At 74.0% G+C, this 13,767-nt stretch carries 15 protein-coding genes; 1 reads left to right on the forward strand and 14 read right to left on the reverse strand.

From position 1 onward, the window contains the following. Window positions 1–12 precede the first annotated feature (12 nt). Complete coding sequence (locus ABTW87_RS14880; RefSeq protein WP_350651355.1) at window positions 13–1,854, forward strand: hypothetical protein; 1,842 nt, start codon at window positions 13–15, stop codon at window positions 1,852–1,854. 70 nt (window positions 1,855–1,924) lie between these two features. Here ABTW87_RS14880 and ABTW87_RS14885 read toward each other — a convergent pair whose 3' ends face one another. The 14 genes from ABTW87_RS14885 to ABTW87_RS14950 all read right to left on the reverse strand — a co-directional run bounded on the left by ABTW87_RS14885 (window position 1,925) and on the right by ABTW87_RS14950 (window position 13,746). Continuing rightward, a complete protein-coding gene (locus ABTW87_RS14885; RefSeq protein WP_350651356.1) occupies window positions 1,925–3,256 on the reverse strand; it encodes an NAD(P)/FAD-dependent oxidoreductase in 1,332 nt (443 codons plus the stop codon). A gap of 137 nt (window positions 3,257–3,393) precedes the next feature. Continuing rightward, entirely contained in the window at window positions 3,394–3,951 is a 558-nt protein-coding gene (locus ABTW87_RS14890) for a hypothetical protein (protein WP_350651357.1), read from the reverse strand. A 37-nt stretch (window positions 3,952–3,988) separates the two neighbouring features. After that, complete coding sequence (locus ABTW87_RS14895) at window positions 3,989–5,383, reverse strand: DUF58 domain-containing protein (RefSeq protein WP_350651358.1); 1,395 nt, start codon at window positions 5,381–5,383, stop codon at window positions 3,989–3,991. After that, the gene (locus ABTW87_RS14900) at window positions 5,383–6,390 is read right to left on the reverse strand and encodes an AAA family ATPase (RefSeq protein WP_350651359.1); all 1,008 of its coding nucleotides are present in this window, start codon (window positions 6,388–6,390) and stop codon (window positions 5,383–5,385) included. Before ABTW87_RS14900 ends, ABTW87_RS14895 begins: the two co-directional genes overlap by 1 nt. Then, entirely contained in the window at window positions 6,390–6,986 is a 597-nt protein-coding gene (locus tag ABTW87_RS14905) for a hypothetical protein (protein WP_350651360.1), read from the reverse strand. Before ABTW87_RS14905 ends, ABTW87_RS14900 begins: the two co-directional genes overlap by 1 nt. Before the next feature lie 40 nt (window positions 6,987–7,026). Beyond that, the gene (locus tag ABTW87_RS14910) at window positions 7,027–7,803 is read right to left on the reverse strand and encodes a DUF4129 domain-containing protein (RefSeq protein ID WP_350651361.1); all 777 of its coding nucleotides are present in this window, start codon (window positions 7,801–7,803) and stop codon (window positions 7,027–7,029) included. Window positions 7,804–7,822: 19 nt separating this feature from the next. Continuing rightward, a complete protein-coding gene (locus ABTW87_RS14915; protein WP_350651362.1) occupies window positions 7,823–8,563 on the reverse strand; it encodes a uracil-DNA glycosylase in 741 nt (246 codons plus the stop codon). Beyond that, complete coding sequence (locus tag ABTW87_RS14920; protein WP_350651363.1) at window positions 8,556–9,242, reverse strand: dienelactone hydrolase family protein; 687 nt, start codon at window positions 9,240–9,242, stop codon at window positions 8,556–8,558. The genes ABTW87_RS14915 and ABTW87_RS14920 overlap by 8 nt, the downstream gene beginning before the upstream one ends. 199 nt (window positions 9,243–9,441) lie before the next feature. Then, window positions 9,442–9,912 (reverse strand): LppU/SCO3897 family protein, encoded by a 471-nt coding sequence (locus tag ABTW87_RS14925; protein ID WP_350651364.1) that lies wholly within the window; start codon window positions 9,910–9,912, stop codon window positions 9,442–9,444. Between the two features lie 161 nt (window positions 9,913–10,073). Continuing rightward, window positions 10,074–11,084, reverse strand: a complete 1,011-nt coding sequence (locus ABTW87_RS14930) for an HAAS signaling domain-containing protein (RefSeq protein ID WP_350651365.1) — start codon at window positions 11,082–11,084, stop codon at window positions 10,074–10,076. After that, on the reverse strand, window positions 11,081–11,413 hold the full coding sequence (locus ABTW87_RS14935) for a PadR family transcriptional regulator (RefSeq protein WP_350651366.1): 333 nt from the start codon (window positions 11,411–11,413) through the stop codon (window positions 11,081–11,083). Before ABTW87_RS14935 ends, ABTW87_RS14930 begins: the two co-directional genes overlap by 4 nt. A gap of 194 nt (window positions 11,414–11,607) precedes the next feature. Further along, complete coding sequence (locus ABTW87_RS14940) at window positions 11,608–12,537, reverse strand: Ppx/GppA phosphatase family protein (protein WP_350651389.1); 930 nt, start codon at window positions 12,535–12,537, stop codon at window positions 11,608–11,610. A gap of 119 nt (window positions 12,538–12,656) precedes the next feature. Next, window positions 12,657–13,187: an amino-acid N-acetyltransferase gene (locus ABTW87_RS14945; RefSeq protein ID WP_350651367.1), complete on the reverse strand. Its 531-nt coding sequence runs from the start codon at window positions 13,185–13,187 to the stop codon at window positions 12,657–12,659. Window position 13,188: 1 nt separating this feature from the next. Next, window positions 13,189–13,746: a DUF501 domain-containing protein gene (locus tag ABTW87_RS14950; protein WP_350651368.1), complete on the reverse strand. Its 558-nt coding sequence runs from the start codon at window positions 13,744–13,746 to the stop codon at window positions 13,189–13,191. Between the last annotated feature and the right edge of the window lie 21 nt (window positions 13,747–13,767).

Consider the following 13,767-nt stretch of genomic DNA (forward strand, 5'->3'; position numbering starts at 1 on the left):
AGGGTCGGAACCGTGAGCAGCGCAGCCCCCACGGCCTCCGACGCCGCCGCCCAGGTTGTCCGCGCCGCCCCCCGGCTCTCGCTCCGGCACTGGCCCGCCCTGCTGGCCCGGCGCCGCGTGGACCTGGCCGTCCTGCTCTCGTTCCTGCTGCTGGCCGGCTGGCTCACGAAGGGACTCTGGCCCGATCCGGCGGTCCGGGTGTTGTCGCTCAACCCCGAGGACCAGGCCCTGTACGAATGGTTCCTGGCCGTCGACGCGCGCGCCCTGCTCGGCGACTTCGGGCTGCTCACCGACCGGTTGAACGCGCCGGACGGCGTGAACCTGATGACCAACACCACGGTGATCGCCCTCGGCGTGCTGCTCTCCCCGGTCACCCTCCTGTTCGGCGCACCGGTCACGTTCGCCCTGCTGGCCGGCGTGAATCTGGCCGGTACGGCGTTCGCCTGGTACCTGCTCTACACGCGTACGCTCGGCGCCCGCCGCGCCGCCGCCGTAACGGGTGCCGGGCTCTGCGGGTTCGGCCCGGGCATGGTGTCGCAGACCAACAGCCACCTGCACATGACGGCCCAGTGGCTGGTCCCGGTGATCGTCTGGCTGGTCGTCCGGCTGCTGCGGGCCGCCGACCCGGTCGCGCACGCCGGCCGCGGGACGCCGCGGCGTACCGCCGGCCCGGACCGCCGGAGGATCGCGACGTCCGCGGTGGCCCTCGCGGCGGTGGTCAGCGTCCAGGTGTTCGTCGGCGAGGAGGTGCTGTTCCTCGCCGCGCTGACCCTGCTGGTGATGGCGGTCACGTACGCGGTGACGGACCGGGACCTGGCCCGGCGGGCACTGCCCAGCTTCGCCGGCGGCATGCTGATCGCCACCGGGCTCGCCGTGCTCGTCCTGGGCTGGCCGCTGTGGTTCCAGTTCGCCGGGCCGCAGGGCGTGGCGGACGGGATGTTCAGCCCCCACTACTTCTCCGCCGACCTGCGCAGTTGGTGGGCGGTGTCACCGCTGTCGCTGCTCGGCACCGACGGCGCGGCGCGGCTGACCACCGGGCCGGCCGAGTACAACACGTTCCTCGGCTGGCCGCTGCTGCTTGTCACCGCCGCGTGCGCGCTCTGGTTGGGCCGGCGGCCACTGGTCGTGGCGTGCGTCGTCGGCATCCTGGTGACCGGTGCGCTGTCGCTCGGCCCCCAGGTGGTCGTCGGCGGCGAGCGCACCGCCCTGCCCGGGCCGTACGCCCTGCTCGCCGGCCTGCCGGTGGTGGACGGCGCGTTGCCGATGCGTTTCGCGCTCGCCGCGCTCCCGCTCATCGCCACCGTGCTGGTGCTGGCGCTCGACCGCGCACTGCGCGGCGTCGGCCGGTCCCGGCGGTGGGTGCCGGCGGCGGTCGGGGTGGCGTTGCTGCCGCTGTTCCCCCTGCCGTTGCCGACCGCCGTGCGGCCGCCGGTGCCGGAGTTCATCACGGCCGGTCACTGGCGCCAGTGCGTCCCGCCCGGCGGGGTACTGGTCCCGGTGCCGCTCGCCACACCGCCGGAACCGTGGCCGATGCGCTGGGCCACCGCCGCGGACGCCGAGTTCGGCATGCCGGAGGGGTTCTTCATCGGGCCGTACGGCCGTAACGGGAAGGCGGCGATGGGCACCAGCCGGCGGCCCACCGCAAGGCTGCTGGACGGCGTGTGGAAGCGGGGGCTGCAGCCGGCCGTCGGGGAGGACCAGCGCCGGCAGGCCGCCGAGGACGCGGACTTCTGGGACGCCTCGTGCGTGGTGCTGACGGTCGACACCCGCCACGCGGACAGCCTGCGCGGCACGCTGGAGCAGCTGTACGGCCCGTCGACCCGGGTCGCCGACGCCTGGATCTGGCGGGTCTGAGTGACCCGGGGTGTTAAGAGGGGCCCCTTCCTCTACCGGAGGCGTTAAGAAGGGGCCCTTCCTTGCAGGCTCAGCGGGCGCCGGCGCCGACCGGCTGGGACGCCTCGGCGAACTCCTCGCGCGGGTCGTGCAGCTGACCCAGGGCGACCACCTCGCGCTTGAGGAAGAACGCCAGCGTCCAGTCGGCCACGACCCGGACCTTACGGTTGAACGACGGGATCCGGCTCATGTGGTACGTCCGGTGCATGAACCAGGCCGGCCAGCCCTTCATCTTGACGCCGTACACCTGGGCGACGCCCTTGTGCAGGCCCAGGCTGGCAACGCTGCCGGCGTGCTTGTGCTTGTAGTTCACCGGCTGCCGGCCACGGACGACGTTGACGATGTTGTCGGCCATCCGGGCCGCCTGGCGCACCGCGTGCTGGGCGCTCGGCGAGCAGTAGTTGCCCGGCTCCTTCGTCAGGTCCGGCACCGCCGCGCAGTCACCGGCGCTCCACGCGCCGTCCACGACGCGGTCGCCGTCGACGACCTGCAGGGTGGGCAGGCAGGTGATCCGCCGCCGCTCGTCGCGGGGGAAGTCGGTGGCGTCAAGCATCGGCGACGGCTTCACGCCGGCCGTCCAGACGATCGTGTCCGCGGGGAAGCTGTCCCCGTCGGAGAGCTTCACCATCCCGTCGACACAGGACTCCAGGCGGGTGTCCAGCCGGATGTCCATGTTCCGCTTGAGCAGCTGCTGCACCGTGTAGGCGCCCATGTCGCGGTCGACCTCGGGCAGCACCCGCTGGGTGGCCTCGACGAGCACCCAGCGCATGTCGTCGGCCTTCAGCTCCGGGTAGTACCGCAGCGCGTCGCGGGCCATGTCCTCCATCTCGGCGAGCGCCTCGATGCCGGCGTAACCACCACCGACGAAGACGAACGTCAGGGCCCTGCGGCGCACCTCCGGGTCCGGCGTGGCAGCCGCCACGTCGAGCCGGTCCAGCACGTGGTTGCGCAGGTAGATGGCCTCACCGATGGTCTTGAAGCCGATGCCGTGCTCGTGCAGGCCGGGGATCGGCAGCGTCCGGGAGACGGAACCCGGGGCCACCACCACGTGGTCGTACCGGATCTCCCGGGTGGGGCCGATGATCGGCTGCACCTCCGCCGTCTTCCGGGCGTGGTCGATCCGGGTGACCGCGCCGACCAGGACCTTGCACTTGCGCAACTCCCGCCGCAGCGGCACCACGGAGTGCCGGGGCGAGATGTTGCCGGCCGCCGCCTCCGGAAGGAACGGCTGGTAGGTCATGTGTGGCTGGGGGTCGACCACGATGATCTCGGCCTCACGCCTGCTGAGCTTCTTCGACAAGCGCAGCGCGGCGTACAGGCCGACGTGTCCGGCACCCACGACAAGGATCCGCTTCGGATTCACGCCATCTATCTTTCCCCGCGCGGCTGCGGTAATCCCGCGCGCGGCCCCCGGTTGTGACGGAGCACAACCGGTGTGACCTGCCTAACCCTTCGCCGCCGGGCCGTCGCCGAGCCCGTCGACCGGCCCCTTCCCAGCGATCACCGGCGGCGCAGCAGCCACCCCAGCAACGCGGTCACCGCGACGGCGACGGCCAGGCCGGCCAGCGTCGCGACCTGGAAGCCACGGCCCTCGCCGGCCCCGGCCAGCTCGACCAGGAGGACGCCCAGCACGGCGGTGGCGAGCAGCACCGTGACCGCCCGGAGCAGCCAGCGCACGACCAGGTCCGGGTCGACGACCGCGTCGTACGGCAGCACCGCCGCGAGCGCGCACAGGGTGTGGGTGAGGTAGACCGCCGACGCCACGGCGAGCAGCCGCCAGAGCGCGACCGGCCGGCCGTAGCCGTCGATGGCCAGCAGCCAGCCCCCCACGGTGACCAGGACGGCGAAGGTCGGCCAGACCCGCCGCGGACCCACCGCCGGCAGCAATGCGACAAGCGGCACCACAAGCGGTTGCTCCCGGAGGACCTCCGCGGGGTACGCGAGCAGCAGCCCGACCAGGGTGCTGAGGAAGATGGCGGCGCGCACCAGCAGCGGCGTCAGACTGACCCGGGCGGCCGCCCGGGTCGCCACGCGGACCCGCTCGACGACCTCGTTCATAGCCGGCCGCCCTCGGCCACCGCCGTCACCACCCGGCTCACCTGGACCCCGCTCTCGGCGCGGTGGCGAGCCGGGCCACGTCCCGCAGCACCTCGTCGAGGCTGCCCGCGCCGGCCCAACGCACCACCGGCACGCCGTGCTCCCGCAACTGACCCATCATCGTGTCCCGGTCCAGCCGCCACAGCCGGTACGCCAACCCCGCCCAGCCCCGGTCCTCCGGCGGCGCCAGATCGGCGGGCAGCGTGTCGACGGCGACCACGAAACGGCCCGACCGGGCCAGCCGGGCGAGCATCTGCGCCGACCGCTCGTCCAGCAGCGGCGTGAGCACCACCACCAGCGCGTCCGCGGAGAGCACCTGCGGACCGAAGACCTGGTCGTACGGCTCGTGCGGGGAGGGCTGGGCGCGCACGTCGAGCAGCCACTCCAGGACCGTCAGGTACTGGCGGCGGCCGGTGGCGGGGCGCAGCCGGCGGGCACCCGGGCCGTACTCCAGCATCGAGACCCGGTCGCCCCGGTGCAGGTAGTGCTCGGCGATCGCCGCGGCGGCCCGCACCGTGGTGTCCAGCACCGTGGCCGCACCGCCGACGCCGCCCGAGCGGCCCGCCTCGGCGAGCACGTCGAGCAGCACCACCACCTCGGCGTCACGGTCGGAGAGGGTGGCCGCGACGTGCAGTTGCCGGGCCCGCAGCGAGACCCGCCAGTCGATCCGGCGCAGCCGGTCACCGGGGGCGAAGACGCGTACGCCGGCCAGTTCGCCACCCTCACCCGGCCGTCGTGAGTGGTGCGCACCGACCAGGCCCGCCGCGCGCGGCATCGCCTCCACCGCGTCGAACGGCTCGGTCACCGGGTAGACCCGCACGCGGACCGGTTCGGTGACCACCGCGCGCGAGACCAGCAGCCCGTGCGCGGCGCACGCCCGGACGCCCGCCGGACCGAGCGGGTGCCGTCCCCACCGCGCCGCCCGGCCCGCCAGTTCCAGGTCGACCGCGGCGTCGGCCGGGACGGCGGTCACGAAGGGACGGTCGGCGACCGCCCGGGGGCTGCCCGGCTCACCGGAGGTCGACGCGCCGGCGATCGTCGCCCGCTCGATCCGCAGCCAGGGCGACACCCGGCTGCGCACCACGGCCACGTCGTAGCCGACCGGGCCCGGGTTGCCGACGGTCACCTGTCCGGTCAGTTCGCCGCCCTCCACCAGGTGCCCCTCGTCGGCGGCGATCCAGACCTGCGGTGGCGCGGCGGGCCGGCGGCGTAGGGCGTACGCGGTGCCGATCGCGAACGGGGCGGCCAGCACGATCAGGTCGACCCGGCCCAGCAGCACGCCGGCGATCAGCAGTAGGCCGGTGAGGAGCACCGCCCGGCCGAGCGCCCGGGTCGGTGCCCAGCCGCCGGTCTGCTCCGGCTCCGCCGGCGGCGGCACGGTGGGCGGGGACATCAGAGTGCGGGCCGGCCGGCGGCGTAGCTGGGCAGGGCGCCGCTCGCCGGCGCCGGGGTCGCCTCCAGCACCTCGCCGACGACGAACGACGGGTCGACCCGGCGTAGCCACATCTCCGGGCGGAGCGTGATCCGGTGCGCCAGGGCGGGCGCAGCCACCTCCTTGACGTCCTCCGGCACCACGTAGTCCCGGCCGGCCATCACCGCCCGTACCCGGGCCAGCAGCAGCAACGCCAGCGAACCGCGCGGCGAGGCCCCGACCAGCACCGACGGGTGCTCCCGGGTGGCCGCGGTCAACGCGACGATGTAGCGGCCGATCGAGTCCTCCACGACCACGTCCTCGAGCGCGGCCTGCATGGCGCGCAGGGTCGCGGCGTCGACTACCGGCTTGATCTCGGCCTCCTCGCGGCGGCGGGACATCCGCCGGCGCAGCACCTCCCACTCCTCGCCGTGGTCCGGGTAGCCGAAGGAGACCCGGAGCAGGAAGCGGTCCAGCTGGGCCTCGGGCAGCGGGTACGTCCCCTCGTACTCGACGGGGTTCGCGGTGGCGAGCACGTGGAACGGCTCGTCGAGCCGGTACGTCACGCCCTCGACCGAGACCTGCTTCTCCTGCATCGCCTCGAGCAGCGCCGACTGGGTCTTCGGCGGAGTGCGGTTGATCTCGTCGGCGAGGAGCAGGTTGGTGAAGACCGGCCCGGCGCGGAACGCGAAGTCCCCGCTGCGCTGGTCGTACAGGAACGAGCCGGTCACGTCGGCCGGCAGCAGGTCGGGGGTGAACTGGAGGCGGCGGAAGTCCAACCCGAGGGCCTGCGCGAAGGACCGGGCGGTCAGCGTCTTGCCCAGCCCGGGCAGATCCTCCAGGAGCACGTGGCCGCCGGCCAGGATGCCGGCGAGAACCAGCTCCAACGCCTCCCGCTTGCCGACGACGACCGTACCGACCGCGTCCAGCACCGACCGCGCGAGGTGGCCGACCTCCGTGGCGGGCAGGCTCCGGTCCACGTCCTTCATCACAGTTTCTCCAGTTCGGCGACGATCGCCGCGAGCTCGCGCGGCGACGGGGGGCGGCGGGGCGGGCTCTCCAGGAAGGTCGACAGCCGGTCACCGAGCAGCGTCCGGGCCCGGGCGGGGTCCGAGCCGCGGGTCACGCCGTGACGCAGGCGCAGCCGCTCGTCGGCCAGTTCACCGAGCCGGGGCAGGATCACCTGGTTGAAGCGCTCGGGCCGGGTGGCCGACCAGTCCAGCGGCGTCTCCCAGCTGTTGATGGCGGCGCGGAGGGCGTCCATGGCGGCCCAGTTCCAGGTGCCGTCGTCCGCGCTGAGGCGGACCGGAGTCGGCGTACCGGCCGGCGGCGGGTTGCGCGCCGGGAACGCCAGCGCGGTGACGATCCGGCGCACCGCGAACAGCGCGACCACCCCGGCCACCAGGACCAGGAGCGAGACCTGCAGACCGACCGCGCGAAGGCCGGCGACCAGCACGACCACCACGGCGGCGACGCCGGCCAGGGTCCGCAGCGCCGACCGGAACCGCCCGCCTCCGGCCGGTCCCTCGGGCCTTGGCCGCTCCTCCTCGAAGGTGAGCAGGTCGTCGATGCTGGTGCTGCTCACCTCGACCCCTCCTCGGGTCGGGTCGGCCACCCGGGGGCGGTCATGCCGGCACCTCGCCGGCGGTCAGGGCGGTGAGTTCGCCGCGCAGCCGGCCCAGCGCTGCCCGGGCCTGGTCGCGGGTGCGTTCGTCGACCGGGCGGGTGGCGTACCGTGCCTCCCGGTAGACGTGCGCGAAAACGGCAAGCACGTCGGCGCTGGCGATCGCGGGAACCCCGGCCGCCGGGTCGCCGCGCAGCAGGCGGGTCACCAGGTCGGTGGGGGTGTCGCCGGCCAAGCGGCGCACACCGGCGCCGTCGGCGGCCTCCTCCAGGCGGACCCAGCAGGCGATCACCGCCGTACGCGGGTCGGTGTCGGCGTCGTCGAGGTCGACCAGGCCGGCGTCGAGTGCGGCCACGACCTCCCGGGCCGTGCCCTCCGCCGTACGCCGGGCCGGTTGCTTCGGCAGCGCCCGGGTGGTCCGGCGCAGCACACCCCGTACGAGTGTCCACAGCAGCAGGCCGACGACGACGAGCGCGGCCAGCCCGAGCAGCACCCCGAGGCCGGTCACGAACCACTCGGGGATCTGCATGCTGTTCACCTCGCCGGCGTCGCGGGGCTCGACCGGGATCGACGGCACCGGCTCGACCGTCGGGTACTCCGGGACGAGCGGCACGCTCTCGGCGGCGGGCGGGACCCGGCTCGCGCCGATCGACGAACGCGTCGCGGCGACCGTGGCGGCGGCCAGCAGCAACACGACCGCACCGACGGGCCACCACCGGCGGAGCACACCGAGGTCCTCCGGGAGGTACGGCGTGGACCGGCGCGTCCCGTCCGTCATCGCCACCGCCCCGCAGTCTCTACTCCACCCCGGCCAGTTGCTTCGCCCGGCCGAACACCTCGTCAAGCATTCCTGGTGTCAGCCGTCCGGTGAAGGTGTTCTGCTGGCTGACGTGGTAGCAGCCGAGCACTTCCGGTACGGCCGTTCCGGACCAGTGTGCCCCATGCGTGAACACCGGTCGCGGGCTGGGCGGGCGCACCCCGTACACCTGGCGCAGCGCCGGCCACCACGCGGACCAGGCGAAGGCACCCAGCGTGACCACGACGCGCAGGGCCGGCCGGATCAGCGCCACCTCGCGGTGCAGCCACGGGGCGCAGGTGTCCCGCTCGGCCGGGGTGGGTTTGTTGTCCGGCGGCGCGCAGCGCACCGCCGCGAAGATCCGGGTGTCGCGGAGCGCGAGACCGTCGTCGGCGGCGACGCTTGTCGGCTGATTCGCCAGTCCGGCCCGGTGCAGGGCGGCGAACAGCACGTCGCCGGAGCGGTCACCGGTGAAGATGCGGCCGGTGCGGTTCCCGCCGTGTGCGGCGGGCGCGAGGCCCAGGATGGCGATCCGGGCCGCCGGGTCGCCGAAGCCGGGCACCGGGCGACCCCAGTACTCCTGGTCGCGGAAGGCCGCCCGGCGGGTCCGGGCCACCTCCTCGCGCCAGTCGACGAGCCGGGGACAGGCGAAACAGTCGCTCACCGCAGCGTCGAGGTCGGCCAGGCCGGTCGCCCGCGCGGCGCGCGCGGCGACCTCCCCTGCGGTACGCGACTCAGCCAAGCTTGGCCCGGAAGAGTTCGAGGGTGCGGGCCCAGGCGGTGGCGGCGGCGCGCTGGTCGAAGTTCTCCGGCCGGTCCTCGTTGAAGAAGGCGTGCGCGGTGCCCGGGTAGTCGTACGTCTGGCAGGTGCCGCCGGCCGCCTCGATGGCCCGGCGCACGGCCTGCACGCCCTCGTCGGCCGATGTGCCGTCGGCCTCGGAGCAGTGGATGACGGCGTCCTTGCCCGCGTAGTCCGTCCACTCGGGACGCATGCCGTCCCAGGGCAGCCGCGGGTAGAACGCGGAGGTGGCCACGATCCGCTCGGTGCGGGTGGCGGACCAGAGCGCGAGGCTGGCGCCGGCGCAGAAGCCCGCGCAGCCGATCTTGCCGGTGACCTCCAGCCGGCCCGCGAGGTAGTCGGCCGCGCCGGCGATGTCCGCCGCGGCCTCGTCCATCTGCGAGCTGTTCAGCATCTGCCGTGGCTCGTCCGGCTTGCTGGCCGGCCCGCCGTGCCGGAAGTCCGGGGCGAGGGCGACGAAGCCCGCCTCGGCGAACCGGTCGACGACCGCCCGTACGTGGGGCACGAGGCCCCACCAGTCCTGGATGACGATGACCGCCGGGCTGGCCGCACCGCCGGACGGTATCGCGAGATAACCCTCACCCGTACCACCGTTGCTCCGGTACGTAACCATCTCGCCCATCGGCCGTCCTCCTAGCGGTCAGTCATCGTTGGCTGGTCGCCCAGTGGTCCTACGTGCCGGTAGCCTGCCACGCCGCGACGGCCCCGGGAAGACGCCGGGGAAGTGGCATTCACCTCCTGTTCGCCCCTCGGCAACCCGGACACGGCGACGGCGGCGCGGGAGGCACCCGCACCGCCGTCGGCGTCGTCCGGTGGGCCGCTCAGCCCTTCTTGGTGAGGCAGAGCAGGTAGCCCGTCTTGCCCGGCTCGATGCTGGAGAACACCCAACCTTCCTGACCCTCCGTGAAGAACTGGTCGCACGCCGCGCCCTCGCGGGCCTGCGCCTCGGTCTGGCCGTCGACCCGTCCGACCACCTCGTACGCGGCGTCGGTGGACGTGCACTCGACGACCTTCGCGCCGTCCACCTTTTTCGCCTCGGTGCCGGTCACCTTGGGCAGCTCGGCGATGCAGTCACCGGCCTTGGCCTCCGCGGTCTCGTCCTGGTTGAGGAGGGACCCGACGCCGAACTTGAGGCCGACGATCACCAGGCCCACGACGATCGCGCCGACGATGCCGAGCACCTTCTTGCCGCCGGACTTCTTGGCCGGCTCCGGGGCCGGCGGCGGTGCCGGGACGCCGGGCTGAGCCTGCGGGGCGTCCGGGGCGGGGGGCGGTGCGACCTGCTCTGACACGGGGATTCCTTCCGAGGGTTGAACGTGCGGTCGACACCGTAAGCGACCCCGGGCCCCGCCCGCCGCCCCGCCAACCTCATCCGTTCAGCCATTTTCCAGCAAGGTGTAAGGAAGGGCCCCTTCTTAACGCCTCGTGTAGAGGAGGGGCCCCTTCTTAACACTCAGCCGGTGGGCTCGGCGCTCGGCGTCGCGGCGGGCGACGGAGAGGCCGCGCCGGACGGAGTGACCGCCGGGGACGCCGTCGGCGCCTCGGACGGGCGGGGGTCTCCGGACGGGACGGGAAGCGGCGGCAGCACCGGCCGGGAACCCGCTGACGTTGGCCGGGGCCCGAACGGCGCCGCCTCGGGGCAGTACGGGTACGCGCGCAGCAACGGGTTCCCCGTGCCGTGCGGGTCACGCAGGTCGGGGCAGTCCGGGTAGCCGAGCCGGATCGGGTCGCCGTTCTGGTCGAACAGGCGGGCGTTCTCGACGAGCCGCCCTTCACTGTCGTAGACGAAGACGTCGCGGATGTGCTCGTAGCGCCCGTCGACGGCGGTCTGGTCGTACCAGTAGTCGGTGTAGCCGAGCCGGTCCTCGGCGTTGGCGAGCGCCGACAGGGCGAACACCACGAGCACGACGTTGCCGGCCACCAACCCGCGCCGTGGCCAGGTGCGCAGGCGGTCGCCCCGCCGGCCGAGCGCGACCGAGGCGACGACCAGCGCCGCCAGGACCATCAGACCGGCCTGTACGTTGCCGTCGACCCGGGGCAGCAGCCCGAACGAGCCGCCGGTGCTGACCACCGTCAGCAGCATCGCCGCGAGGTAGGCGCGCAGCACCCACCAGCCCGGGGCGAACAGACGGAGGAACTCGCGCACCGTCGCGTACCCGAGGGGCGGGCCGAGCTGCTTGTCGAGGGCGCGCAGCTGCGCGCGGGCGCGGCCGGTGAAGTCGGTCAGCCGCCCGCCCAGCCGGCGCCGGCCCGCGCCGACACCGGCGGCGGCACGCAGCTCGACGGCGTACGCCTCGGGTGCGCCGAGCCGTTCGACAAGCGATCCCCCGGCCTCGGCGGCCACCACGGCCAGGTGTTCCGGCAGGTCCTCGGTCAGCTCGTCGCGGACCGCCGGCGGCAGGTCGGCCAGCGCGGACCGGACCCGGGCGACGTAGTCGTTGATCTCCTGCTCAGAGACGGTCATGCCGCCCTCCCCCGATCGTCGAGCAGTGCGTCCATGGTGGTGGCGAACGAACGCCAGAGCTTGCCGGACCGGGCGAGCTGGTCGCGGCCGGCGGCGTTGAGCGAGTAGTACTTGCGGTGCGGCCCGGATTCGCTGGGGACCACGTAGGTGGTGAGGAAGCCGGCGGCGAAGAGGCGGCGCAGCGTGCCGTAGACCGAGGCGTCGCCGACCTCCTCCAGCCCGGCGTCGCGCAGCCGGCGCAGGATGTCGTAGCCGTAGCCGTCCTCGTCCCGGAGCACCGCGAGGACGGCCAGATCCAGCACGCCCTTGAGCAGTTGCGTGGTGTCCACGCATTGCACACTAGTGCGTATTGCGAAGTAGCGTCAACGGGACCCGCCGCCGGGCGGCGCGGGACGTGCAGCGCGGCCGGGTCACCGCACGAAACGTGATGCAGGGCATCGCGGGGGCGTTCGCCAGGTCGGGGACAGGTGCACGTGCGGCGCCCCCGACCGGGCCTGGTGGGGCAGCGGCCCGCCGTCAGCCGCTACTGCAGGCTCCAGGCGATGCCGTCGAGGATGTCGTGCTCGGAGGCGACCACCGAGTCCATGCCGGCGCGCTCCATGATCACCCGGAGCACCAGGGCGCCCGCGCCGATCACGTCGGCCCGGCCCGGGTGCATGACCGGGATCGCGAGGCGCTCGTCGCGGCTCTTCGCCAGCAGGTCGGCGGTCACGTCGGCCACCGCGGTGTACGGCACCCGGGCGTGGTGGATGCGCTGCGGGTCGTACTCCTGAAGGCCCTGAGCGATGGCGACCACGGTGGTGACCGACCCGGCGAGCCCGACCAGCGTGGCGGCCTCCCGGCCGGGCACCGTGTCCAGCGCCCGGTCCACCGCGACCGCGATGTCGGCCTGCGCCGCCGCGATCTCGTCCAGGCCCGGCGGGTCGCCGTGCAGGTGCCGCTCGGTCATCCGGACGCAGCCGATGTCCATCGAGATGGCGGCGTCGACGCCGCCGGCGCGGGTGCCGACCACGAACTCGGTCGAGCCGCCGCCGATGTCGATCACCAGGTACGGCTCGCGCGCGTCGGTGGGTAGCCCGCGTACCGCGCCGGTGAAGGAGAGCCGGGCCTCCTCGTCGCCGGTCACCACCTCGGGGGCGACGCCGAGCGTCCGCTCCACCATGGCGCGGAAGTCGGCGGCGTTCTCCGCGTCCCGGGACGCCGAGGTGGCGCACATCCGGATCCGCTCGGCGCCCAGCTTCTCGATCTCGGCGGCGTAGTCGGCCAGCGCCACGCGCGTCCGCTCGATCGCCTCCGGGGCCAGCCGACCGGTGCGGTCGACGCCCTGGCCGAGCCGGACGATCTCCATCCGGCGGCTCAAATCACGCAGGGGAGCGGCGGGGCCGGCGGCCGGGTCGGGCAGGTCGGCGACCAGCAGGCGGATCGAGTTGGTCCCGCAGTCGATGGCGGCCACGCGCGTCGTCACGCCCGCAACCCTACGGCAGGGCGGCACCCCGTGATCAGATGATGGCGTGCCGGTCCCGGAAGGCCGGAAGGACCGGCACGCCATCAGACGATCAAGGCACGCCCCGCTCAGAGGCGCAGCAGCATCCGGGTGTTGCCGAGGGTGTTTGGCTTCACCCGCTCCAGGTCGAGGAACTCCGCGACACCCTCGTCGTACGAGCGCAGCAACTGCTCGTAGACCGGCTGCGGCACCGGCGCCCCGTCGATCTCGGCGAACCCGAACGAGCCGAAGAACCGGGTCTCGAAGGTGAGCACGAAGATCCGCGCCACGCCCAACTCCCGGGCCGCGTCGATCAGCTCGCCGACGATCCGGTGCCCGATCTTGCGGCCGCGGTACGCCGGGTCGACCGCCACCGTACGGATCTCGGCCAGGTCCTCCCACATCACGTGCAGGGCCCCGCACCCGACCACGCCGCCGTCCGGCGCCACCGCCACGCGGAACTCCTGCACGTCCTCGTACAGGGTCACCGTCGCCTTGCTGAGCAGCCGTCGGTCGTCGGTGTACGTGTCGACAAGCCGCCGGATCCCCCGAATGTCGGTGGTCCGGGCCCGCCGCACCACGATCTCGTCGGCCGCGGGCGGCCCCGCAGGAGCGGTCATCTCACTCGTCCGCCGGCACGTCCACGCACGGCCCGCCGGTCCACCACGGCTCAATCAGCCCCAGCGTCTCGTCGCCGAGCGGGTTCACGCCCGGGCCGGCGCCGAGCGCGTGCCCGAGGTGCACGTGCAGGCACTTCACCCGGCCGGGCATCCCGCCGGCCGAGATACCGGCGATCTCCGGCACGTGACCGATCGCCTCCCGCCGCTCCAGGTAGTCCTCGTGCGCGGCCCGGTAGTGCGCCGCCAGCTCCGGATCCGCCGCGAGCCGGTCGGCCATCTCCTTCATCAGCCCGGCCGACTCCAGCCGGCTGCACGCGGCCGTCGCGCGGGGGCAGGTCAGGTAGAACAGCGTCGGGAAGGGCGTGCCGTCGGCCAGCCGCGGCGTCGTCTCCACCACGTCCGGCAGGCCGCAGGGGCAGCGGTGGGCCACCGCCCGGGTGCCGCGGGGCGGGCGGCCGAGCTGCGCGGCCACCGCAGCCAGGTCGGCCGCCGTGGCCGGTTCCCGCTGCGGCAGGGGTACGGAGGCAGCGGCCGGCTCCGGCGGCGGTACGACTGTCACGGTGCCCTTTCCTCGGTCGGT

It is taken from the genome of Micromonospora sp. NPDC126480 (assembly GCF_040302465.1).
In the GTDB taxonomy this organism is placed as follows: Bacteria; Actinomycetota; Actinomycetes; order Mycobacteriales; family Micromonosporaceae; genus Micromonospora.

Excerpts from the sequence above, each read along its gene's own strand:
- ABTW87_RS14945 (WP_350651367.1), bottom strand. The coding sequence starts at position 13,187 with ATGACCGCTCCTGCGGGGCCGCCCGCGGCCGACGAGATCGTGGTGCGG.
- ABTW87_RS14900 (WP_350651359.1), bottom strand. The coding sequence starts at position 6,390 with ATGAAGGACGTGGACCGGAGCCTGCCCGCCACGGAGGTCGGCCACCTC.
- ABTW87_RS14920 (WP_350651363.1), bottom strand. The coding sequence starts at position 9,242 with ATGGGCGAGATGGTTACGTACCGGAGCAACGGTGGTACGGGTGAGGGT.
- ABTW87_RS14895 (WP_350651358.1), bottom strand. The coding sequence starts at position 5,383 with ATGTCCCCGCCCACCGTGCCGCCGCCGGCGGAGCCGGAGCAGACCGGC.
- ABTW87_RS14890 (WP_350651357.1), bottom strand. The coding sequence starts at position 3,951 with ATGAACGAGGTCGTCGAGCGGGTCCGCGTGGCGACCCGGGCGGCCGCC.
- ABTW87_RS14930 (WP_350651365.1), bottom strand. The coding sequence starts at position 11,084 with ATGACCGTCTCTGAGCAGGAGATCAACGACTACGTCGCCCGGGTCCGG.
- ABTW87_RS14910 (WP_350651361.1), bottom strand. The coding sequence starts at position 7,803 with ATGACGGACGGGACGCGCCGGTCCACGCCGTACCTCCCGGAGGACCTC.